We start from the raw sequence: 21,094 nt of genomic DNA, 5'->3' as shown, positions 1-21,094 counted from the left end.
AAGGGCAGATGCTTGTTTTCAAAGGTAATCAATGAAGTCGACAGAGCCGGACTTACAGCTTAAGTCTCCGATTCAAAAAAACTACAATCGCGCGGTTTTCTATACCTATATCGGCGTGATCATCATGGCGTTGCTGACGGCCTGGATCTTCTTCGAGCGACAAAAGACCCAGATGATGCAGCAGCGCGAAGAGCTAGTCGAGCGTCACGTGTTGCAGATCGACCTTTTGTTGGAATCCAGCATCCGCGCGGTGAAGAGCCTGCGCAACGTGGCGGTGGATCACCTGCGTCTGGGCGAGCTGGTGCGTACCGACCGTCTGCCCCAGTATGAGAAGTTTAACGAGAGCGGCCAGTTCTTTACCCTAGAGCCCAGCTATGCCCAGAGCGGCAAGCCCTTCACCAACATGGGGCGGATCACCGGGGCGGGCTCCCTCAACGGTCGCAGCGACAAGTTTTATCAGGAGCTGGAGATGCTGTTCGAGCTCTCCCTCTCCTTCCCGGTCGCCCGACAGGCGGCGCCCAAGGCCTCCTCCATCTACTACATCTCCAAACACAGGATGATGTCTTACTATCCCTGGCCCTCGGACGAACAACGCTTTCGCGACGAGCTGCTGAAGAAGCAGCAGTTCCAGCTGGTCACCCCCGCCATGAATCCACAGCGCAGCGTGGCCTGGAGCCCCGCCTATGTGGAGCCTAACGGCAAGGGGCTGCTAACCACTGTCGGTGTGCCCATCTATCTGGAAGATGAGTTTATCGGCTCCATCAACCTGGATATGACCCTCTCCTCCCTGGACAAGCAGATCCGCCTCTATTTCAAGATGCCGGGCACGGTTATTCTGCTGGATCAGCAAAACAATATTCTCTCCCACAGCGATATCGACGCCGCCGACATCAACCGGGTGTTCCATATCAGCCAGAAGATCCCCTCGGCGCTGCATTCGGTGCCCGAGTCAGAGCTGTTCGATGCCCATGAGGGGATCATGCGCAACGGCTACTATATCCACTCGGTGGCGCTGCAAAACGCCCCCTGGCGCCTGCTCTACCTGCAGGACGAGAACGAGCTATTTAAGGATTCCTGGGAGAAGCTGGAGCTGACTTTCCTGCTGGTGGTGATCGCCCTGTCTGTGTTGGTGACCATAGTGCACTGGCAGACCCGCCGCTCCTTCGTTAACCCGGCGTCGCGCCTGTTGTCGCACCTCGAGGGCTGCTCTCAGGAGCCGCGCAAGCCACCGGCCAAGATCACCCAGGGCTGGGAGCCATGGTTCCAGCTGGTGAGTCGTATCTTCGAAGAAAACCAGCAGTATACCCGCCATCTGGCCGAGCAGAACCGTCGCCTGGATAACCTGGTGGCGCGGCGCACCGAGCGTCTCAAGGAGACCACAGAGCGGCGCGAGCGGGAATATGCCCTGCTGCGCTCCCTGCTGGACTCCATCCCTGAGGCGATCATCTTCAAGGATAAAGAGGGTAAATACCTGGGCTGTAACAAGTCGGCCGAGCGCATGCTGGGTTACACCGAGAGCGAGATGATCGGCCAGGATTCCCAGGCGATGACCAGCAACGAGCAGTCGATGCGGATCCGCGCCGAAGATGAGCGGGTCCTGTCCGAGCGCACGCCGCTGAGGTATCAGGAGAAGGTGGAGCTGGCGGGCAAGCCCGTGCTGCTGGACACCCTCAAGCTGCCTTTCTACAACCGCCGCGGCGAACTGCTGGGCCTTATCGCCGTGTGGCGTGACGTGACCCGTGAATATGAATCCGCCGAGCAGCTCAGGCTGTCGGAGGAGCGTTATCACCTGGCGATGGACGCGGTAGAAGATGGCCTATGGGACTGGTATCTGGATTCTGAGCAGATCATCTGTAATCCGGCCTACTACTCTATGCTCGGCTATAAGAGCAACGAATTCCCGGCCCTGGTGTCGACCATTGACGAGCTGGTGCATCCGGACGATCGTATTCGGGTGCAGGAGTACCGCGAGCAGTATCTGGCGGATCCTATCGGCGCCTATGACATCGAATTCCGTATGCGCGGCAAGAGCGGCATGTATCACTGGGTACTCAGTCGTGGCCGTGTGGTGGAGTTCACCTCTGACAACCAGCCTAAGCGTATGGTGGGTACCCACAAGGATATTACCCGCCATAAGAGCAACGAGGTGGCGCTGCTGGAGGCCAAGCAGGACGCCGAATCGGCCAACCTGTATAAGAGTGAGTTCCTGGCCAACATGAGCCACGAGATCCGCACGCCGATGAACGCCATTATCGGTATGTTGCAACTGGCCAGCCGCACTCAGCTGACGCCGCAGCAGGCGGACTACCTGGATAAGGCGGGCTTCTCGGCGCAATCTCTGTTGCGCATCATCAACGACATCCTCGACTTCTCCAAGATCGAGGCCGGTAAGCTGGAGCTGGAACGGGTCGCCTTCCCGCTGGACAAGGTGCTGGATCATGCCCTGGACCTCAACGCCCTCAAGGCCCAGGAGAAGGGTGTCGAATTGCTGCTTTACGCCCCTGTTACCGCCGGGCTTATCCTCGAAGGGGATCCCCTGCGTCTGGGGCAGGTGCTGATCAACATGCTCAGCAACGCGGTCAAGTTTACCCAGAGCGGCGAAATCGAGCTGGGCTGTGAAGACGTGGGCGAGCGGGATCATCGCATCACCCTCAAGTTCTGGGTGCGCGACACCGGCATAGGGATCAGCAAGGAGCAGCAGGCGAGCCTGTTCGACGCCTTCGCCCAGGCCGATGGCTCGACTACCCGCAAGTACGGTGGCACTGGCCTGGGTCTCTCCATCAGCAAGCATCTGGTCTCCATGATGGGCGGTACCATGCAGGTGCAGAGTGAGCTGGGGGTTGGCAGTACCTTTAGCTTTACCATCAGCTTCGAGATCGCCGAAGAGGCCGAGGTGAAACCTCTTATCGTGCCCGAGGTGATAGGTAACCTGAAGACACTGGTGGTGGACGACAACCAGACGGCGTTGCAGATCTACTCGACCGCCATGCGCGACTTCCACTTCGACGTGGATACCGCCTCTAACGGTGCCGAGGCCCTGTACAAGCTGGAGCACAGGCCGGTGGATCTACTGCTGCTCGACTGGATGATGCCTGAGATGGATGGGGTCGAGGTGATCAAGGCCCTGGACGCCATGGTGGCCGATGGTCGCCTGGAGAAGCGCCCGGTGATCATCATGATGACCGCCTACGCCTCGGAGCCGCTCAAGGAGGATCTGGACGATCTCGACATCTACGCCATGTTGCAGAAACCCTTCAAGGCCTCGGCCCTGTTTGACGAGATCATCTCAGCCTTCATCGACAAGTCTAAGAGCAATCCTGCGGCGGCCCTACCGGTGGAAGGCAAGGCCACGGGATCTGGGCAGATCCTGCTGGTGGAAGATAACTTCATCAACCAACAGGTGGCCACCGAGCTGCTTAAGAGCGCGGGTTACGAGGTAGATGTGGCCGAAAACGGCCAGGTCGCCCTGGACATGGTGGACGCCAAGCAATATGACGCCGTGCTGATGGATATTCAGATGCCTGTGATGGACGGTCTGACGGCCACCAAGGAGCTGCGTAAGCGCTACACCAAGGAGGAGCTGCCGGTGATCGCCATGACGGCCCATGCCATGTCGGGTGATCGCGAGAAGAGCCTGGCGGCGGGCATGAACGCCCACATCACTAAGCCCATAGTGCTCAACGAGCTGTTCGACACCCTGGCTCAGTGGATAGTGCGTCACTAAATTTGGCGGTGAAGATGTTACAAGAGAGGGGCTTAGGCCCCTTTTTTTATGGCCGACACGCTAGACGCTGGTCAGGTTGACGCGGCAATCAGACCGGGGTGAATTATTTGCACTTGAGCGAGAATTGAGACCTGTTAAGCTAAGCGACTGATATTCACGAGACGCATAATATTTGAACAATAAACAGACCCTAAGTCTCGCATTTAATGTCTCAGCAAGGAGATAACATGAGACCCTCTACACTCGCGCTGGCCCTTGCCTTAACCCTGGTCCCGACGGGTCCCCTACTCGCCGCCGAAAACAGCGCTAAGGTGATCAAGAGCAGTCAGGCCGCTAAAGGCTTTATTAACCTCTTCTATCAGCAAGGTTCGGGCGATCTTTACCTCGAGGCCTCACGCCTCAATCAACCCTTTCTGCTGGTGACCAGCCTGCCCCATGGGGTGGGATCTAACGATATCGGCCTGGATCGCGGCCAACTGGGCATGACTCGCCTGGTGCAGTTTGAACGCCATGGGCCCTATCTCATCCTGAAACAGCTTAACACCCGTTATCGCGCCACCACGGACAACGGCGCCGAGCAGCGGGCGGTCAAAGAGGCCTTCGCCGAGTCTGTGCTCTGGCGCGGCAAGGTACTTGAGGGCAAGCGGGCGCTGGTGGCGATCAACGATCTGGTGCTGCGCGACCTGCATGGCATAGTCGATACTCTGGAGCAGACCAAGCAGGGCAATTATCAGCTGGACAAGGAGACCTCACTCATCCTGCCTCAGGGGGTTAAGTCCTTCGAGCGTAACAGCGATGTCGATGTGCTGCTCACCTTCAAGGGCGCCAAGGCCGGGCCTCAGGTGGCCCAGGTGACCCCCGACGGTAAGCAGATGTCGCTGCGCATGCGTTACTCCTTCGTCGCGCTGCCCGACGATAACTATCAGCCTAGGACCTACCACCCCAATAGCGGTTACCTGTCCGACGAATACCTGGACTATGCCGCGGAGATCGACAGCGACATAGTGCAGCGCCATCTGTTGCGCCATCGCCTAGAGAAGGTGACCCCGGGTGACGCCCCCAGTGAGGTGGTCAAACCCATCATCTATTATCTGGATCCCGGCGTGCCAGAGCCTATTCGTAGTGCCCTGCTAGAGGGGGCTCGCTGGTGGGAGAGTGCCTTCAACGAGGCGGGCTTTATCAACGGCTTCAAGGTGGAGCTGCTGCCGGAAGATGCCGATCCCCAGGATATTCGCTACAACGTGATCCAGTGGGTACACAGGGCGACTCGCGGCTGGTCTTATGGCAGCGCCATTGCCGACCCGCGCACAGGCGAGATCATCAAGGGCCATGTGACCCTGGGCAGTCAGCGTGTCAGGCAAGATCATCTCATCGCCCGCGGTCTCACCGCAGGCTGGGAGGACAGAGAGGCGGCTGCTCAGGCGGTGACAGACCTTTCGCTGGCGCGCATTCGCCAGCTGTCGGCCCATGAGGTGGGCCATACCCTGGGGCTGGATCATAACTTCGCCGCGTCGAGCAACGACAACGCCTCAGTGATGGATTACCCGCACCCTAAGGTGACACTCAAGGGCGGCAAGATAGATATCTCCGCTCCTTACGATGAAGGCGTTGGTGCCTGGGATAAGTTTACCGTGGCCTATGGCTATGGTCAGTTTAGCGCCGAGGAGCAACAGGCCAAGCTGACCGGGTTGATGCAGGCGGTGGAGCGCCAGGGGCTGAGATATATAGGTGAGGCCGACTCACGCCGCGCCGGTGCCAGCCAGGCCTATGCCAGCCTGTGGGACAATGGCAAGGATCCTGTGGCCGAGCTGAGCCGTCTGGCCAAGGTGCGCGAGGTGGCCATCGACAACTTTAGCGATGCCGCGCTGCTGCAGGGCCAGCCCTATGGCGAGCTGCGCGACGCCTTCGTGCCCATCTATCTGCTGACCCGCTATCAGATCGAAGCTGCGGCCAAGTTTATCGGCGGCAGTGACTACAACTACTCCACCCAGGATGGGGGCCGCAGCTGGCACTATATGGCGCCCGAGCTGCAAAAGAACGCGCTGGATACCCTGCTGCAAGGCCTGAGTGCAGAAGCCCTGGCATTGCCGACTAAGGTGACCGACGCCCTGGTGCCTAAGTCGGGCAACTATGGCGCCACCCGCGAGAGCTTCGATGGCGCCACCGGCGTGGTGATCGACCCTCTCGGCATGGCCGAGGTGCTTAGCCGACATACCTGTCAGCAGCTGCTGCAGCCTCTGCGTCTCAATCGCGTCAATCAGGGCTACTTTGCCGACAGGGAACAGCTGTCTGTGGTGACTCTGGTCAATAAGCTGCTGGCTAAGACCCTGTTTAGCGATGCGCCCAATGGGGCGACGCAGGGGGTATGGATGCGGGTCAATGCCGTGGTGATCGACGCCCTGCTGGCCAGTTACCATGACGGGGCGAGTTCCCCCGAGGTGAAGGCGCAGCTGGCGGGCCGTCTGGCTTATGCCCAGAAGCAGCTTAGCCGTCTGGTGAAGCGCAGCAGTGACTATGAGTCGGCGCACTATCAGTGGTTGTTAGAGGGGATAGAGCTGGGGCTGAAAGAGAGCAAGCATAAGCTGATCGACAAGCCGCTCGCCATGCCGCCGGGCTCGCCCATCTAGGCATGTCGATATCACCCGTTAGCAAAAAGCCCCGCATCGCGGGGCTTTTTCTTGGCCGAGTCACATAGGCTGGAATTATACCAATCGTAATAATTGAGCACTGTAGCGTGTTAAAACCTTCATTACGGTATATGTATTTCTATATGTAGAATAACTGCTTATCTAAAAATCCTGCTTTATTCTCAAGGTTTTTTGCCGCGCTATCTCTGATCACATACTCACTGTGATGGGTATTAGAGGCGCTGCACCGAATCGAGGAAGTTGCGGGCTGTCTTCTCTTCGCGGCTGGACTGATAGCTGGCCATCAACAGCAGCAGGTGGTCGTCGATAATATAGATGTGTTGCAGCATGCGGGTATCGTCCTTGGGCATCCGCATCTCAACCTCGTAGCCACGCATGCCGTTGGTATTGATATAGCCTTTGCTTAAGAGCATCTCCTCGAGGATGCTGGCCACTTCCGGCCCCGCCATGGCGGTGTATTTGTCCATCTAAAGGGTCTGTTGACCTTTCCTGTTTATTTCTGCAGCAGTGTGTAGGCGGTTTATACAAGGCAGAGCCTGTGAGGTGTAGTTGCTCTACATAAACAGGCAATAACGCAGTAAAAATCGCCTACAAACGCTGCCCGTAGGGTTCATCTAAACACATCTTGTACTTTGTTGTTCGCCACTCGCATAGCACCACTATGCTGCATGGCTCTCGCCGCATACAAAACGCGTTTAGATTGAACAGAAATTAAACCTGAAAGATAAACAGACCCTTGGGCAAGAACTCCAGATCTTCAGCCTCGAAATGCTCCATCGACGACTTAAAGGTCATCACAAACATGGTGAGCTTGTCATCGCTGTTTTTCTGGGTATTGAGGGACTCGAATTCTACCTGGGTGTTTTGCTTGTGCAGCACCTTAGGGTCAGGCTGCAGCTCGAGGCTCACCGGCACCGAAGTCAGGCGGTAGGTTTGTAGCGGGTAGGGGGCAAACCAATGCTGGTAGCCGAAATAGAGCGCAGCCATCAGGGCCGCCAGTTTGATCAGGTGCGACATGCTCATTTCCTTGTCTGCTTAGCGCTGGGCTAAGGGTTATCCGTAACGCGTTAATTTGTCGTGCCAGCCATATTTGCCCTGCTGGCCCCCAGTCAGTTTACCCAGCGCATCGTCTAAATAGCAAATTTGCTGCATGGGGCCGAGGCTTGCAAAAAGTGTAACACACAGCTCTGGCTTTGATAGCAGCGACAGTTCAAGGCATTCAACTGAGGGCATGCCGAGGCCTGCTGAAGTTGAATAACGCCGAAATGGTGTTGCTATCAAAGCCCCGCAGGGCGAGGCTTACAGCGGTATTTGCTGCGTTACAGTTCTTGCGAAGGACTAGGGCCATTCGCTGCAAACTGTGCCTAGCATCTATCCACTTTAAGCACACGCAGAGCAAGCACGGGACTTATTCGCACCTTCCTTAGTATCTTTGTTAGCTAATTGTGGTCAATAAGATTGGAGTACATGATGAAGTTGTTAGCCAGCACGACCTTAGCTTTAGCCTCTTTACTCGTTACTACTCAGGCGTTTGCCGAGAGACCGGATTTCTCTAAGACCGCTGCGGCAAGAGCCGATTATCGCTTTGCCGACAACCCAGGCGCCAAGCAGAATCTGGTGCCGCAATCGAGCAGTCATCACGATTTTTCTAAGACGACCGCCGCCAACAGCGAGTATCGTTTTGCCGACAATCCTCCCGTCGATGAGACTGAGCTTGAGCCGAGATCGACTCAACACGATTTCTCGCGAACCCAGGCGGCAAGCAAACAGAGCTAAAGATGATTTGAGATCACCGAGGAGCCGATTAGGCTCCTTTTTTATGGCCAGCTTTTATGGCCAGAGTTTATGTTTCCTGATCCAGGGCTTCTTCACGCATCAGCTTCTTACCCTGGCGATAGGCATCCAGGATGCCGATGAGCCAGCCGAGGATGAAGGCCCAGGTAGCCACCTCGATCCACAAGGCCTCGTTTCCCTGAGGTGCCTGGCTGATGGCGGCGTAGATGGCGCCATAATCCAGGGGCAGCTCTCCCGATAATATCTTATCCGACACACTCGTGGCGCGACTGACCGCCTGATATAAGAGGTAGGCGAGGCCGCTGAGGCTAAGGCAGGAGATGAGCGTGCCTGCGTTATAGCGCTTGAGGTAGAAGTGGCCCGAACCTGGGCAGACGAAGGCCGAAAGCAGGGTGGCGATGATGGCTTTATTCATAAGGCGCTATTCATAAGGTTTGCTGCTGAGTCGTGTGGTTACAGGACTGTCGTTATTGGTGTTTTTATCCGGGCTGAGCTATTCCAGAACGATACGTCTGATGGCGGCCCTGAGATGCTCGGCCTTGGCGTGCATCGCCTCGGGGGCCGCTTCACCACTGGCCGCCAGCTGGCTCTCGACGCCGCTTAAGGTCTGCACCAGCCAGCCACGCACCATCACATAGTAGCGCGAATCCGTGCCGTAGCGGGCGATCACCTCAAGGTGCTCGGGCGAGGGGACGGCGATAGCCTGTTGCAGCGCCTGCACCATGACCCCCAGCCGCTGTTGCTCCGCCTCTGTTTGGCTGGGCTTGGCTACGCAGCCCGTCACCAGGCTGACGGCGAACAAGAAGAGGAAAATCTGACGACCCATAGGTTTCAACTCGGTGGCTTAAGGGGGAGTTTGATGATAACAGAATTTAGTAAAAAGCCACCGCCCGGAGGCGGTGGTTAGCAGAGTATAAGGCTAGTTCTGTTTGGCGCCTTCATCTATCCAACGTTTGATCGTGGCGATCTGCTCGCTGCTGAGGGGCTTTCCTTGGCCTTGCGCAAATTTATCACTGTGGTGAGGGGGCATCTGGATCTTGCTGTCGACCTTGTGATCGATCGCCAAGTACAGGGTGCTTGAGGCGGCGCTGCCGGGGACCACGACGGGGCCAAGCTGGGTGCCGCGCATCACGCCCTCATAGCTATCCAGTGCCAGATGGGTTTTTGCCATGCCTTCGCCTGCACCCGCATGACAGCTGATGCAGGAGGCGTTGAGTATGGGCTGTACCTGAGATGAGAAGCTCACCGGCCGCTCACAGCCCAGTAGCGCCGTGGTGGCTAGTGCCGCTACCAGTAACAGGCGCCTGTCGATGGAGTGATGAGCATACATAGTATCCTCCCGATAACCTTACAATGTTTACGGTTTAAGTATAGTCCCGTCGTGCCTGATCCTCCTGTGTGGTGAGTGAGTCAAGGCGCCTGTGGTGAGCGGGTGTAAAGTCAGCTTGCCGCTAATCTGAGATGAACCAAAGAAAAAGCCCGACTCTTTCGAGCCGGGCACGCCGGGAAGCGAATTGGAAAGGGGTGAAGCCCGCCTAGGCGCGCTTAGGCACCTTGATGCCGAACACTAGCGTGTAGGTTACCGGCAGCACCACCAGAGTGAGCACAGAGGCGAACCCCAGGCCGAAGATGATGGTGATCGCCATGGAGCCGAAGAAGGCGTCCGGCAGCAGGGGGATCATCCCCAGCATGGTGGTGATCGCCGCCATCAACACGGGGCGCACGCGGCTCACCGAGGAGTCGAACACCGCCTGATAGGCCTGTTTGCCCTGGCTCTGCTCCAGGTTTATCTGATCCACCAGGACGATACCGTTCTTGATGATCATCCCGGTAAGACTCAGCAGGCCCAGCAGCGCCATGAAGCTGAAGGGGGCGTCGAACAGCAGCAGGCCAGAGACCACGCCGATAAGCGCCAGCGGCACGGTAAACCAGATCACCAGGGGTTGCCTGACCGAGTTAAACAGCAACACAGTGATGAGGAACATCGCCAGATAGCCCATTGGAATCGAGCTAAATACCGACTGCTGCGCCTCGCTTGAGGTCTCATATTCGCCGCCCCATTCCAGTTCATAACCGGCAGGCAGGCTGATGGCCTCGACCTTGTCACGTAGCTTTCTAAACACCGAATCTGCGGTCTCGTTGCTGCCGTTGACTGGGTCGGCCAACACGGAGATCACCCGCTTACGGTCGCGGCGCATGATCAGCGGGTTTTCCCACTCGGTGGTAAAGTCGCTGACGACCTGAGAGATGGGCACGAACACATTGTTTTCAGTGCTCCACACCTGCAGCGCCGAGATGCTGTCGGCATTGAGACGCTCATCGGCCGGTGCCCGGGCGATAATCGGCAATAGGTGGCTGTTCTCGCGGTACAGGCCTACCTGCTTGCCGCTGAAGTTTGTTAGCAGGGCATTATCCAGGTCTTGCTTGCTGATGCCGGTTTCGCGGGCCTGAGCCAGCGCCAACTGCGGCCGTACCAGGGTCACCTGATTACGCCAGTTGTGGCGCACGCTGGTGGCGCTCGGCTCGGCGAGGAAGATCTCGCTGGCCTGCTGGGCCAACTGCCGCAGTACCTCAGGGTCTTCGCCGTAGAAGCGCGCCTCTATCTTGGCCGCCGGGCTTGGGCCATTCTCCATATACTTGAAGCGATATTCCGCCTCGGGATAATGCTGTACCAGATCCTGCTCGAGCCTGCGCATATAGGCGTTGAGGGTCTCCAGGTTGCTCATCTCGATCAGCAGCTGACCATAGGCGGCATAGCCCTTCTCCGGCACATAGGGCAGCACGAAGCGCTGGGCACCCTGGCCGACCACGCTGGTGATGTTCACCAGACCGGCATCTTGCTTGTGTTGCTCGGCCATCAGGTCTTGCTCTATGCGGCCCAGCAATGCCTCGGTGGCCTTGATGTCGCTGCCCTCTGGCATCCACACATCCACGAAGAAGATAGGCGTGTTAGAGGCCGGGAAGAAGACGTTCTTCACCTGACCAAAACCCATGACAGAGCCGACTAAGGCCAGCAGCACGACCAGCAGGGTCAGACCGCGGAAACGCATCGCCAGGCTCAGGCTGCCACGATAGAGCTGGAACAGCCAACCCTTGTAGGGGTCGCTATCGGCCTCGTCCGGGATCTCGCCATCCTTAAACAGCAGATCGCAGAAGAAGGGGGTCAGTGTCATGGCGGTGATCCAGCTGATAAACAGGGAGATCAGCAGCACCAGAAACAGGGAGATACAGAACTCACCCGTGGCGTTGTCCGATAGACCGATTGGCGCGAAGGCGATGATGGCAATCACGGTCGCCCCCAGCAGTGGCCATTGGGTCTGGGTGATCACCTGCTTGGCGGTCTCCAGGCGTGTCTGACCGCGCTTGAGGCCGATGATGATCCCTTCGGTCACCACGATGGCGTTATCCACCAACATCCCCAGGGCGATGATCAACGCCCCCAGCGAGATGATCTGTAGCTCGATGTTGAGCACCTGCATTATGATGAAGGTACCGAGGATGGTGAGCAGCAGCACCAGCCCCATCAGCAGGCCAGATCTCAGCCCCATGAAGATCAGCAGCACGCCGATGACGATGGCGATCGATTCCGCCAGGTTCACCAAAAAACCGTTGATGGTCTGATCCACCATCTTGCTCTGGTCGTAGACGGTCGTGAGCGTCATACCCACCGGCAGCTCGTCGTCGAGCGCCATCATCTTTAGGTTGACCGCCTCACCCACCTTGACCACGTTGACGCCGCTGGAGAAGGCGATGCCCACAGACAACGCATGATTGCCGCCGCTGTGATACAGGTTGCTCGGGGTCTCATCCATCGCCTTGTAGATGTTGGCGATATCTCCCAGGTAGATAAGCTTGGCGCTACCGGGCGCGCTCACCACCAGGCGCGATAGCGCCTCGACGCTGTCGAACTCGCCCGTGGGATGGATACGGATACGGTTGTCGCCCACGCGTATGCTACCCGCGTTGGAGACCACGTTCTGGCTGTTGATCAGGCCATAGATATAGTCCTGGTTCAGGCCCAGGGCGTTGATCTTCTGGGTGGAGATCTCCACCACCACCTGCTGGTCGACAATACCGGCGATATTGACCCGCTTGATGCCGTCGACCAATACCAGCTCACGGCGCAGAAAGTCGGCGTAGTTTTCCAGCTCGCGCTCGCTGTAGCCGTCGCCGCTGAGGTTGAGTAGTATGCCGTAAACATCGCCGAAGTCGTCGATCACCTGAGGCGTCATGGCACCACTGGGCAGACTCCCCTGGGTATCGCTTACCTTGCGGCGCACCAGATCCCAGATCTGCGGCAGCTTCTCGGCGTCATACTTGTCTTCCATCTCAATCTGGATCTGCGACAGGCCGGCGCTGTTGATCGAGGTGATATGCTTCACCCCATCGAGCTGCTGCAGCGCGTCTTCCAGCGGCAGGGTGACCTCTTCTTCCACCTGCTCGGGCGAGGCACCAGGGTAGGCGGTGACAACCAGCGCCTCCTTGATGGTAAATTCGGGAAATTCAAGCTGCCCCAGGCTGAGGAACGACAGGCTGCCGCCAATCAGGAGTAGCAGGGCAAACATCCAACTGATCACCTTGTGGGTGATCGAATACTCGGCAAAATTCATCGGTTAAACACCTCGTTGCCAGCGCAGAGGCTTGACCTGTTGATGCTCGCTGAGCTGGGCCACACCTGCGACCACCACACGGTCGCCCACCGTCAGGCCCTGAGTGATCTCTATGCCCTCACTGGTGACCTTACCCAGGCTCACCTCGCGGGAACTCACCTGGCCTGTGCCCAGATCATAGGTCCAAACGATAGGCGTGCCGTCCTGATCTCGCTTGAGCACGGCGCTCGGCGGTACTATGGCGCTCTTCTTGTCGGCATCGGGACCGGCGATATCCAGCACCAGCTGGGCGCTCATGCCCGGCAGTACGCTAAATTCGGTCGGGGTCGGCAGGGTAAACACCACCTCATAGCTCTGGGTACCCGGAGTGACCTGGGTGGCGAACTCCTTGAGACGCGCCGCATATTGCTGCTCTGGATGGTTGCTAAAGGTCACCATGGGCAGCGAAGGCGAATGGGGATTAAAGGAGGTCACGCGGCTGGCCAGCGACTCGGGCACCTGGATCACCACGTCGATGAAACGATCTTTCTGTAGCACCAGAATCGGCTGGTTGGCCTGCACTATCTGGAAATTCTCTATCTTGGTCTTGGCGACCGTGCCGCTAAAGGGCGCCTTGATCACCGTATAGCTTAGCTGATCCTGGGCGCTGGCCAGGTTGGCGGCGCTGGATTTCAGCTGTGCCTTGGCTAAGTCATATTCCGCCTGGGAGATCAGCGCCTGGCGCAGCAGCTCGCCCTTACGGTTAAAGTCGGCCTGGGCCAGCTCATGATCCGCCTCGCGGTTGAGCAGGTTATTGCGGGCATCTCTGTCATCCAGACGCGCCAGCACCTCGCCCTTGGTGACACGCTGACCATCCACCAGGGTGAATTCGACCAGCTGACCCGACAGGCGGAAGGAGAGCTCGGCCTGCTTAGTGGCGGCCACCTTTGCGGGGAAGCTTCTCAGGGTGCCGCTACCTAGCTCGGCGATCTCCAGCAGCTTAACGGGGCGCACGCTGGGCGGGGTTATCTCGGCAGATTCTGTGCTGCAACCGGCAAGTACTAGAGTCATTACGAGTAGTGAAAGTGAGGTTGTCAGGGGTTTCATATCGTAAACTCCGTTAATTGTGACAAGGTGTATCTCATGGCTGGCTAAGATAGCAGCGAGATACATCTATTAAAATGGAATTATGTGGAAGCATGAGTTCCAAAAAATGAAACGATATTGACTTGATTTACCCTGACGTGTGTGTGCAAAGTAATAGGCAATCAGGTTTAGCGTGTTAGTGAGTCAGTGATGAAAACCGAAGATATTGCCTTGTTCCACCGCATCGTCGAGACGGGTAGCCTGGTCGAGGCGGCCGATATACTCAATGTGCCTAAATCGACACTGAGTCGCCGTCTGCAGGCGCTGGAAGATGAGCTCAATGTGAAGCTGTTTCATCGCCAGAGCCGGGCCATGACCCTCACCGCATCCGGCAGCCATTTCTACAATAAAACCACTCCCTTACTGGCGACCCTGGAGCAGACCTTCTCAGAGCTGTCGGGGGGCGAGGCTGCAGTGTCTGGACACCTGCGCATCCTGATCTTCCCCATTCCCGAGATCCTCTATATCACTCATGCCATCTTTGCGTTTATGGATCTCAATCCGGCGCTGACGGTGGAGATCATCGTTAGCTCAGAGCCCAAGGATATGATCCGCAACAATATCGATCTGGCCTTCATGCTCGAGGATGCCTTTAACGAAAATGAGATGGTGGCCCGCCACCTGATCACCGAAACCGTGCACTTCTTTGCCAGTCCAGAGTATTTGAAGCGTGCAGGCCATCCCACTAAACCAGAGGAGTTGTCGGAGCACAACGCGATTTTGTTTCGCTACCCCAACGGGCGGATCTTCAACGAAGTCCCCTTCGGTAAAGACAGGATATTGTCGGTGTCGGGCAACCTTTGCGTCAACAGCCTGGATACCTGTTTAGAAGCGACCCTCATGGGGCGGGGGATCTCTATGATGCCGCTGCCGATAGCCCAGGAGTATGTGGAGCAGGGCAAGCTGGTGATGCTATTTGAAGATATTGAACCCTATGAGGGCAAGTGCTTCCTGGTCTACCCGTCGCGGCGCTTCATCAGCCTGGCCAGCCAACGCTTTATCGACCACATGATGCGGGCGTTAGAGGAGTGCATTCAAAACGGTGCCTGTGACCGCGAAGCTAGAACCAAGGGGGTGATCAAGCCGCTTTCCTAAGCTGGCATTGATGACAACTCGGCTCGAGAAGGCCGATAACCGGGAGCCATCATCAGGCTCTCCGGTATCACTGCCAGTACTACCGACCATACCAGCTAAAACACCATCCCCCGCGACTCAATCCCGCTTAGAAAACCTTTGCCAAACATGGCGGAGGCGCTAACGCTTGTAGATCTCCACATGCTCAGGCGTGGTGTCAGGCTCTGTGATGCGACTGGCCAGGATATAACAGGCGATCCCCATCACGGCATTGGTAATAGGCAGTGCCAGCAGCAGACCCTTAACGCCGCCTAGGTATGAGCCCAGTGCCGCCAGCGGCAACAGCAGCAGAAACAGGCGGCAGAGGTTAAGCACCAATGAGCTCATGGGCCTGTGGTAGGCGTTGAGCGAGGTGGCTGTGAGGATCACCATCCCCAGCGGGCCATAGGCGGCGGGCAGGGCGATAATGTAGAAGCTGAGCCACTCGATCACCTGCGGGTCTTTACTGAACAGCTGGGCGATTGGGGTCGCCAGCAGCGCCAGCGGCAAATAGATCAGCGTCTGAAACACCAACACGAATCGCAGCGACAACATGAGGGCGTCGCGGGCGCGCTGGGTCTGTCCCGCCCCCAGGTTTTGGGCAATGAAGGGTACCAAGCTGGAGGAGAGCGCCATCACGGCGATCAGCAGTACAGATTCAAGACGGGTACCGGCGCCGAAGGCCGCCACCGCGCTGTGGTCGATGCGGGCCAGCATGGCCATGATGATGGCGTTAGCCACTGGGTTGAGCAGGTTCATCAGCGCCGCCGGTTGGGCGATATGGGCCAGCTGGCGCCAGTTGCAGTGAATCCGCTGCAGATTAAATTCGGCAAAGTCCACCAGGTTACGTTTGATGATCAAAAGGTATCCCGACAAGGACAGCGCCACCACCCAGGAGATCAGGGTGGCGATGGCCGCGCCCTGAATTTCCAGCCGTGGGAAGGGGCCTATGCCGAAGATCAGCAAGGGGTCGAGCACCAGATTGATCAGCGCCGCCAGCGCCATGATCTTGGCCGGTGATTTGGTATCGCCCGTGGCGCGCAGCCCCTGGTTACCCACCATCAAGAGCACCAGCAGCGGCGCCCCCAGATACCAGAGAAACATATAGTCGCGGATCAGCGGCAGGCTGAGTTCGTTGGCCCCCAGCAGGCTAAACAGCGGGCCGATAAACAGGCTGCCCAGCAGCGAGATGGCGGCGATCAGCCAGAAGGTGATCAGCAGGGCGTCATGCAGAAACACCCTTGCCTTGGGGCTGTTGCCGCTGCCGATGAGGCGCCCTAAATTGGTCGATACCCCGGCGCCTATACCGATGGCGATGCTGGAAACAATCAGGGTGACCGGAAAGGTAAAGCTGATGGCGGCCAGGGCTTCTGTGCCTAACTGGCTGATAAAAAAAGTGTCTACAAGGCTGAACCCAAGAATGGTGAGAATACCAATCAGGTTCGGGAGGCTCATATTTAGCAGTACACGACCGATTGGCTGACTGAGCAGCCCGTGTCTGTCTCTCATGTAAGTGGAATGCCTAGGTAACAGAAGGAGGGCAATTCTATCAGGAATGGCTGATCTTTTATAAAACCCAGTTAAAAAAAAATCAGATTTTTTTTGTAAAGCCCTTGGATCTTAGCAACCCCATCCCCATATATCGAACATCCCGCGGCGAAAGCGAAGTCGCCGCACTTTTTTTTGATAAACCGCCAACGTTTGTTGGGCAAAAAAATCATTAGGAGAGTCCGTAGATGAATATTCGTCCATTACATGACCGCGTCATTGTTAAGCGTTCTGAAGTTGAATCAAAATCAGCCGGTGGCATCGTACTCACAGGTAGTGCAGCCGAGCAGTCAACTCGCGGTGAAGTTCTTGCTGTAGGCAATGGCCGAATTCTTGAAAATGGCACTGTGCAACCACTCGACGTAAAAGTGGGCGACATAGTGATCTTCAACGAAGGTTATGGCGTGAAGAAAGAGAAGATCGACGGTGAAGAGGTCTTGATCCTTTCTGAATCAGATTTAATGGCTGTAGTGGAATAATCCACTCAATATCCCGTTTAACCAGAATTTTATTAAAGGATACAGAACATGGCAGCTAAAGAAGTTTTATTTGGCAATGACGCTCGCGTAAAAATGCTTGCGGGCGTAAACGTACTGGCTAACGCAGTTAAAGTGACCCTGGGCCCTAAAGGCCGTAACGTGGTGCTCGACAAGAGCTTCGGCGCGCCGCTGATCACCAAAGACGGTGTATCGGTAGCTAAAGAGATCGAGCTGGAAGACAAGTTCGAAAACATGGGCGCGCAGATGGTGAAAGAAGTTGCTTCTAAAGCCAACGACGCCGCCGGTGACGGTACCACCACTGCAACCGTACTGGCGCAAGCTATCGTGACCGAAGGTCTGAAAGCCGTTGCCGCTGGCATGAACCCAATGGATCTTAAGCGCGGTATCGACAAGGCGGTTGTAGCTGCCGTTGCCGAGCTGAAGACACTGTCTCAAGAGTGTAGCGACACTAAGGCTATCGCTCAGGTAGGTACCATCTCTGCTAACTCTGACGAGTCTATCGGCGAAATCATCGCAACTGCGATGGAGCGCGTGGGTAAAGAAGGCGTGATCACCGTTGAAGAAGGTCAGGCACTAGAGAACGAACTAGACGTGGTTGAAGGTATGCAGTTCGACCGCGGTTACCTGTCTCCATACTTCATCAACAAGCCAGAAACCGGCAGCGTTGAACTTGAAAACCCATACATCCTATTGGTTGACAAGAAGATCTCTAACATCCGTGAGCTACTGCCAATCCTTGAAGGTCTGGCGAAAACTGGTAAGCCACTGATGATCATCGCCGAAGACGTTGAAGGCGAAGCCCTAGCGACTCTGGTGGTGAACAACATGCGCGGTATCGTTAAGGTTGCTGCGGTTAAGGCACCTGGTTTCGGTGACCGTCGTAAGGCGATGCTACAAGATATCGCTATCCTGACTGGCGGTACGGTAATTGCCGAAGAGATCGGTCTAGAGCTTGAAAAAGCCACTCTGGAAGATCTGGGTACGGCTAAGCGCGTCGTGATCACCAAAGATGACACCACCATCATCGACGGTACCGGCGAGCAAGAGCAGATCTCTGCCCGTGTTGCACAAATCAAGATCCAGGCAGAAGAGTCTACTTCTGACTACGACAGAGAGAAGCTACAAGAGCGTATGGCTAAGCTGGCCGGCGGTGTTGCAGTGATCAAGGTTGGCGCAGCCACCGAAGTCGAAATGAAAGAGAAGAAGGCTCGCGTAGAAGATGCACTACACGCGACTCGCGCCGCCGTTGAAGAAGGTGTGGTTGCCGGTGGTGGTGTTGCCCTGGTTCGCGTTGCCTCTAAGATCGGTGAAGTTGAAGTGGCTAACGAAGACCAGAAGCATGGTGTGACTATCGCACTGCGCGCCATGGAAGCGCCACTTCGTCAGATCGCCACTAACGCAGGTGAAGAAGCCTCAGTGGTTGCCAACAACGTTAAGAACGGCTCAGGTAACTATGGTTACAACGCTGGTAGCGACGTATACGGTGACATGCTAGAGATGGGTATCCTTGACCCAACTAAGGTGACTCGTAGCGCGCTACAGTTCGCTTCATCTATCGCGGGTCTGATGATCACTACCGAAGCTATGGTGGGTGAGATTCCACAAGAAGCTGGTGCCGGCGATATGGGCGGCATGGGCGGCGGTATGGGTGGTATGGGCGGCATGGGCATGATGTAAATTTTACGGGCCTAAATCTGTGATAGCTGCGTTGCTTCACCACTCGTTTAGTACACTAAACGTCGCGGTAAAGCGCCTTGCTCTAACAAGATTTATACCACGTAAAATGCTCTGCTGGTCTTAAGCTCAGAAGCTTAGAACGTAAAAATTAAAGCCCCGATACCTAACAGTATCGGGGCTTTTTCATATGGAAATGATTATCCCCGGAGTATATGGAAATACTAAGAGGGGATTTGCTTTGTGGTGAGTGAGCGGCGTTGTGTTACCACATGCTTTTAAGGTGTTAGCAGACAGCTAAACGTCGCGGCGAGGGACTTGTTTCCTTTATAGCTTGCTTTAACGCCTAACCAAATGCAGATACCTGCCATGTTTTAGTGTATTGATATTAAGTTGAAAAAACTAAACACAAGGCTTTTCCAGAGAAAGGTTTTCTTTCGTATTTGTGGAGTTTTCAAAAGGGCGGCTGTATCATTTCAAGCTTATTCTTGTGAAGGATCTAGCTTTGGGGTTAGTTTCGTCCATGTCTGTCTATGTCATAAGGTAGTTGGTTGGAGCTTGTCGTGCTCCGGGGGCAAAATTGACTGAATTAGCTGTACCGTGTAAGTTGGTTTACTCAGGATTTTAATTGAGGGGGGGCTAGATTTTTTGAAAGAGGTAATGTTGATAAAAGTGAGTGAGTAGTCTGATTTTTGAACAAGAAGGTTGTGCTAAGCTGTTTATCAGAATAGAATGCTTGCCCTGAATTTTAGTGATGTTTTGTTGTGTAAGAATAGGATGCTTATATGGTGGTAGCTAATCCAGCTACGATTGGAGCTGATTTGGTTAAAGATTTTTCTCTTTACAGAACCAAACAGACCTTAATGTCTGACATGGAAAGGGCTAGGGCGTTAAGACAGATAAATAAAATTCCAAATGATGCTGAAAAGTTCATGCTGAAGGGAATGTTAGATTGTCAGTGCTTTAGAAAAGAAGATTGTATTCGTAATTTTGATACGTCATTGCGTATTGGATACGACGAGCTAACCGTTGAAAACTTCGTCACGGCCTCTATTTTTTTGAATGATTTTTCATTCGCAAAGTCGATTTTAGAAAAATATTCTAAAAACTCTAACTCTATAGGCTTACTCAAGCAGGCTGCTTATGTGTATTACCTATCTCTTGATATAGAAGAGTTAGCGGCTACACTTAAAACTCTACAGAAGTTACAAGCTGAAGACTTAGAGTTCTTTGAGGAGATTGTCAGTATGTATGTTGAGAATCATGAGCGAATGGTTGATGTCGGCATTACTGAAGGCGCCATAAAGGAATATGGTCAACTAGTCGACACCATCTTTTCAGCTAAACCTTATATGAGAATTTTATCCCAAGAAGCATCTTTTTGTTCAAGAGAGCAAGTGCTGAGTGTTGTCTATTTTGTTGGCTCGAATGAGAATGTTACTGAAGATGATATCATTGATGCCAAAATTGAACTTGCGTTCACAGCTGTAGAAAAGGGGCTCTCTCCTAACATAGTCGTTACTTTTATGTCTGGCCTTGAAGAATAAAGGAATATTAGGAAAATGTCAGTTACAGATGTGTGCTTTAAAGAAGTTGCGCTGTACAACAAAGATTTAGGGAAAGAGATTGGCTGGAGAATGTGCTCTGGAAGAGCATATTACTCAATGTATCATAAAACAGTGAAAGCATTGTCTCATTATACATATGCTGGCACTGGTACTCATCAAGACTTGATTGAGTATCTGAAAAATGATGCTAGTAGACTTGAGAAAAAGGATGCTTTTGGTTGTAAACGTGTGGCTTACATGCTGAATCAAGCGAAATCGGAACGTAAGTTGGCTGACTATGATATTGATAAAGATTTCAATGAGAGTCTTGCTGTAGCTTCGTTAAAAATGGTTGCTAAGTATAGTGAGTTAATTGATGATATATTTAAGTAAAACAACATGATAGCGTTTTGAGTTGTTGAGTGGCATAATTTTTCCATTCGGGCTATGTAAGTTGAATGTGTGCTTTAGTTTGAATGTTGTAGAGATGGATAATTATCAACAAAATTCATAGCACGAAAAGTGTGTTTAAAATGAAGACGTTATCTAAAAGTTTTGTTCGTCAAGGTTAGGTGGTTGTGTCTTTGTAAATGTAACGGTCCTTTAGGACATTTTGCGAAGATTTTTGTTGCTATAGAGCATTTTTTGCTGCTATTCTTGCCTTAAATTCAAAGCTTTTGATAGCAGTAGCTTCCGCATCTCAGTAGGGCTTCAAAGTGCGTAAAAGGGGTAAATATATGGATAAAACATTTTCAGTAGGTTTTGGCGAAGGTTAACCACTAAGTCGTACAGCAATGGCCTCCTTTTTCGG

General features: G+C 54.7%; 16 protein-coding genes. 8 read left to right on the top strand and 8 right to left on the bottom strand.

Annotated features, from left to right (window positions below):
• The first annotated feature begins 31 nt into the window (after positions 1–31).
• Both L1D47_RS10615 and L1D47_RS10610 read left to right on the top strand, forming a co-directional pair.
• A complete protein-coding gene (locus tag L1D47_RS10615; RefSeq protein ID WP_239884707.1) occupies positions 32–3,724 on the top strand; it encodes a response regulator in 3,693 nt (1,230 codons plus the stop codon).
• 227 nt (positions 3,725–3,951) lie between these two features.
• The gene (locus L1D47_RS10610; protein ID WP_239884705.1) at positions 3,952–6,351 is read left to right on the top strand and encodes a zinc-dependent metalloprotease; all 2,400 of its coding nucleotides are present in this window, start codon (positions 3,952–3,954) and stop codon (positions 6,349–6,351) included.
• A gap of 233 nt (positions 6,352–6,584) precedes the next feature.
• On the opposite strand, the gene L1D47_RS10605 is transcribed toward L1D47_RS10610, so the two are convergent.
• Entirely contained in the window at positions 6,585–6,839 is a 255-nt protein-coding gene (locus tag L1D47_RS10605) for a hypothetical protein (RefSeq protein WP_239884732.1), read from the bottom strand.
• A 244-nt stretch (positions 6,840–7,083) separates the two neighbouring features.
• Positions 7,084–7,389 (bottom strand): hypothetical protein, encoded by a 306-nt coding sequence (locus tag L1D47_RS10595; protein WP_239884703.1) that lies wholly within the window; start codon positions 7,387–7,389, stop codon positions 7,084–7,086.
• Between the two features lie 450 nt (positions 7,390–7,839).
• On the opposite strand from L1D47_RS10595, the gene L1D47_RS10590 reads away from it, so the two are divergent.
• Positions 7,840–8,148: a hypothetical protein gene (locus L1D47_RS10590; RefSeq protein ID WP_345778764.1), complete on the top strand. Its 309-nt coding sequence runs from the start codon at positions 7,840–7,842 to the stop codon at positions 8,146–8,148.
• Positions 8,149–8,215: 67 nt separating this feature from the next.
• On the opposite strand, the gene L1D47_RS10585 is transcribed toward L1D47_RS10590, so the two are convergent.
• The 5 genes from L1D47_RS10585 to L1D47_RS10565 all read right to left on the bottom strand — a co-directional run bounded on the left by L1D47_RS10585 (position 8,216) and on the right by L1D47_RS10565 (position 13,862).
• A complete protein-coding gene (locus L1D47_RS10585; protein ID WP_239884701.1) occupies positions 8,216–8,581 on the bottom strand; it encodes a hypothetical protein in 366 nt (121 codons plus the stop codon).
• Between the two features lie 78 nt (positions 8,582–8,659).
• A complete protein-coding gene (locus L1D47_RS10580) occupies positions 8,660–8,992 on the bottom strand; it encodes a hypothetical protein (RefSeq protein WP_239884699.1) in 333 nt (110 codons plus the stop codon).
• Positions 8,993–9,085: 93 nt separating this feature from the next.
• Entirely contained in the window at positions 9,086–9,496 is a 411-nt protein-coding gene (locus tag L1D47_RS10575; protein WP_239884697.1) for a c-type cytochrome domain-containing protein, read from the bottom strand.
• 205 nt (positions 9,497–9,701) lie between these two features.
• Entirely contained in the window at positions 9,702–12,776 is a 3,075-nt protein-coding gene (locus L1D47_RS10570) for an efflux RND transporter permease subunit (protein ID WP_239884695.1), read from the bottom strand.
• Between the two features lie 3 nt (positions 12,777–12,779).
• Positions 12,780–13,862, bottom strand: coding sequence for an efflux RND transporter periplasmic adaptor subunit (locus L1D47_RS10565; RefSeq protein WP_041510879.1), 1,083 nt, complete (start codon positions 13,860–13,862; stop codon positions 12,780–12,782).
• 189 nt (positions 13,863–14,051) lie between these two features.
• On the opposite strand from L1D47_RS10565, the gene L1D47_RS10560 reads away from it, so the two are divergent.
• Positions 14,052–14,996, top strand: a complete 945-nt coding sequence (locus L1D47_RS10560) for a LysR family transcriptional regulator (protein WP_239884693.1) — start codon at positions 14,052–14,054, stop codon at positions 14,994–14,996.
• 159 nt (positions 14,997–15,155) lie between these two features.
• On the opposite strand, the gene L1D47_RS10555 is transcribed toward L1D47_RS10560, so the two are convergent.
• Positions 15,156–16,523, bottom strand: a complete 1,368-nt coding sequence (locus L1D47_RS10555) for an MATE family efflux transporter (protein WP_239884691.1) — start codon at positions 16,521–16,523, stop codon at positions 15,156–15,158.
• Between the two features lie 227 nt (positions 16,524–16,750).
• On the opposite strand from L1D47_RS10555, the gene L1D47_RS10550 reads away from it, so the two are divergent.
• From L1D47_RS10550 to L1D47_RS10535, 4 genes are all read left to right on the top strand, one after another.
• Positions 16,751–17,041, top strand: a complete 291-nt coding sequence (locus L1D47_RS10550; RefSeq protein ID WP_033539005.1) for a co-chaperone GroES — start codon at positions 16,751–16,753, stop codon at positions 17,039–17,041.
• Positions 17,042–17,089: 48 nt separating this feature from the next.
• On the top strand, positions 17,090–18,739 hold the full coding sequence (gene groL / locus L1D47_RS10545; RefSeq protein WP_239884689.1) for a chaperonin GroEL: 1,650 nt from the start codon (positions 17,090–17,092) through the stop codon (positions 18,737–18,739).
• Between the two features lie 782 nt (positions 18,740–19,521).
• Entirely contained in the window at positions 19,522–20,283 is a 762-nt protein-coding gene (locus tag L1D47_RS10540) for a hypothetical protein (RefSeq protein ID WP_239884687.1), read from the top strand.
• A 15-nt stretch (positions 20,284–20,298) separates the two neighbouring features.
• Positions 20,299–20,676, top strand: a complete 378-nt coding sequence (locus tag L1D47_RS10535) for a hypothetical protein (protein WP_239884685.1) — start codon at positions 20,299–20,301, stop codon at positions 20,674–20,676.
• Positions 20,677–21,094: the final 418 nt, after the last annotated feature.

Origin of the sequence: Shewanella sp. Isolate7, assembly GCF_022398425.1 — a bacterium.
Lineage (GTDB): Bacteria > Pseudomonadota > Gammaproteobacteria > Enterobacterales > Shewanellaceae > Shewanella.
Note: the sequence above shows the minus strand (reverse complement) of the source record. Positions and strands in the feature narration are given on the sequence as shown.

What these genes read in the sequence shown, in the direction of transcription:
- L1D47_RS10615 (WP_239884707.1), top strand. Translation starts at nt 32, where the DNA reads ATGAAGTCGACAGAGCCGGACTTACAGCTTAAGTCTCCGATTCAAAAA.
- L1D47_RS10610 (WP_239884705.1), top strand. Translation starts at nt 3,952, where the DNA reads ATGAGACCCTCTACACTCGCGCTGGCCCTTGCCTTAACCCTGGTCCCG.
- L1D47_RS10605 (WP_239884732.1), bottom strand. Translation starts at nt 6,839, where the DNA reads ATGGACAAATACACCGCCATGGCGGGGCCGGAAGTGGCCAGCATCCTC.
- L1D47_RS10595 (WP_239884703.1), bottom strand. Translation starts at nt 7,389, where the DNA reads ATGTCGCACCTGATCAAACTGGCGGCCCTGATGGCTGCGCTCTATTTC.
- L1D47_RS10590 (WP_345778764.1), top strand. Translation starts at nt 7,840, where the DNA reads ATGATGAAGTTGTTAGCCAGCACGACCTTAGCTTTAGCCTCTTTACTC.
- L1D47_RS10585 (WP_239884701.1), bottom strand. Translation starts at nt 8,581, where the DNA reads ATGAATAAAGCCATCATCGCCACCCTGCTTTCGGCCTTCGTCTGCCCA.
- L1D47_RS10580 (WP_239884699.1), bottom strand. Translation starts at nt 8,992, where the DNA reads ATGGGTCGTCAGATTTTCCTCTTCTTGTTCGCCGTCAGCCTGGTGACG.
- L1D47_RS10575 (WP_239884697.1), bottom strand. Translation starts at nt 9,496, where the DNA reads ATGTATGCTCATCACTCCATCGACAGGCGCCTGTTACTGGTAGCGGCA.
- L1D47_RS10570 (WP_239884695.1), bottom strand. Translation starts at nt 12,776, where the DNA reads ATGAATTTTGCCGAGTATTCGATCACCCACAAGGTGATCAGTTGGATG.
- L1D47_RS10565 (WP_041510879.1), bottom strand. Translation starts at nt 13,862, where the DNA reads ATGAAACCCCTGACAACCTCACTTTCACTACTCGTAATGACTCTAGTA.
- L1D47_RS10560 (WP_239884693.1), top strand. Translation starts at nt 14,052, where the DNA reads ATGAAAACCGAAGATATTGCCTTGTTCCACCGCATCGTCGAGACGGGT.
- L1D47_RS10555 (WP_239884691.1), bottom strand. Translation starts at nt 16,523, where the DNA reads ATGAGAGACAGACACGGGCTGCTCAGTCAGCCAATCGGTCGTGTACTG.
- L1D47_RS10550 (WP_033539005.1), top strand. Translation starts at nt 16,751, where the DNA reads ATGAATATTCGTCCATTACATGACCGCGTCATTGTTAAGCGTTCTGAA.
- groL (WP_239884689.1), top strand. Translation starts at nt 17,090, where the DNA reads ATGGCAGCTAAAGAAGTTTTATTTGGCAATGACGCTCGCGTAAAAATG.
- L1D47_RS10540 (WP_239884687.1), top strand. Translation starts at nt 19,522, where the DNA reads ATGGTGGTAGCTAATCCAGCTACGATTGGAGCTGATTTGGTTAAAGAT.
- L1D47_RS10535 (WP_239884685.1), top strand. Translation starts at nt 20,299, where the DNA reads ATGTCAGTTACAGATGTGTGCTTTAAAGAAGTTGCGCTGTACAACAAA.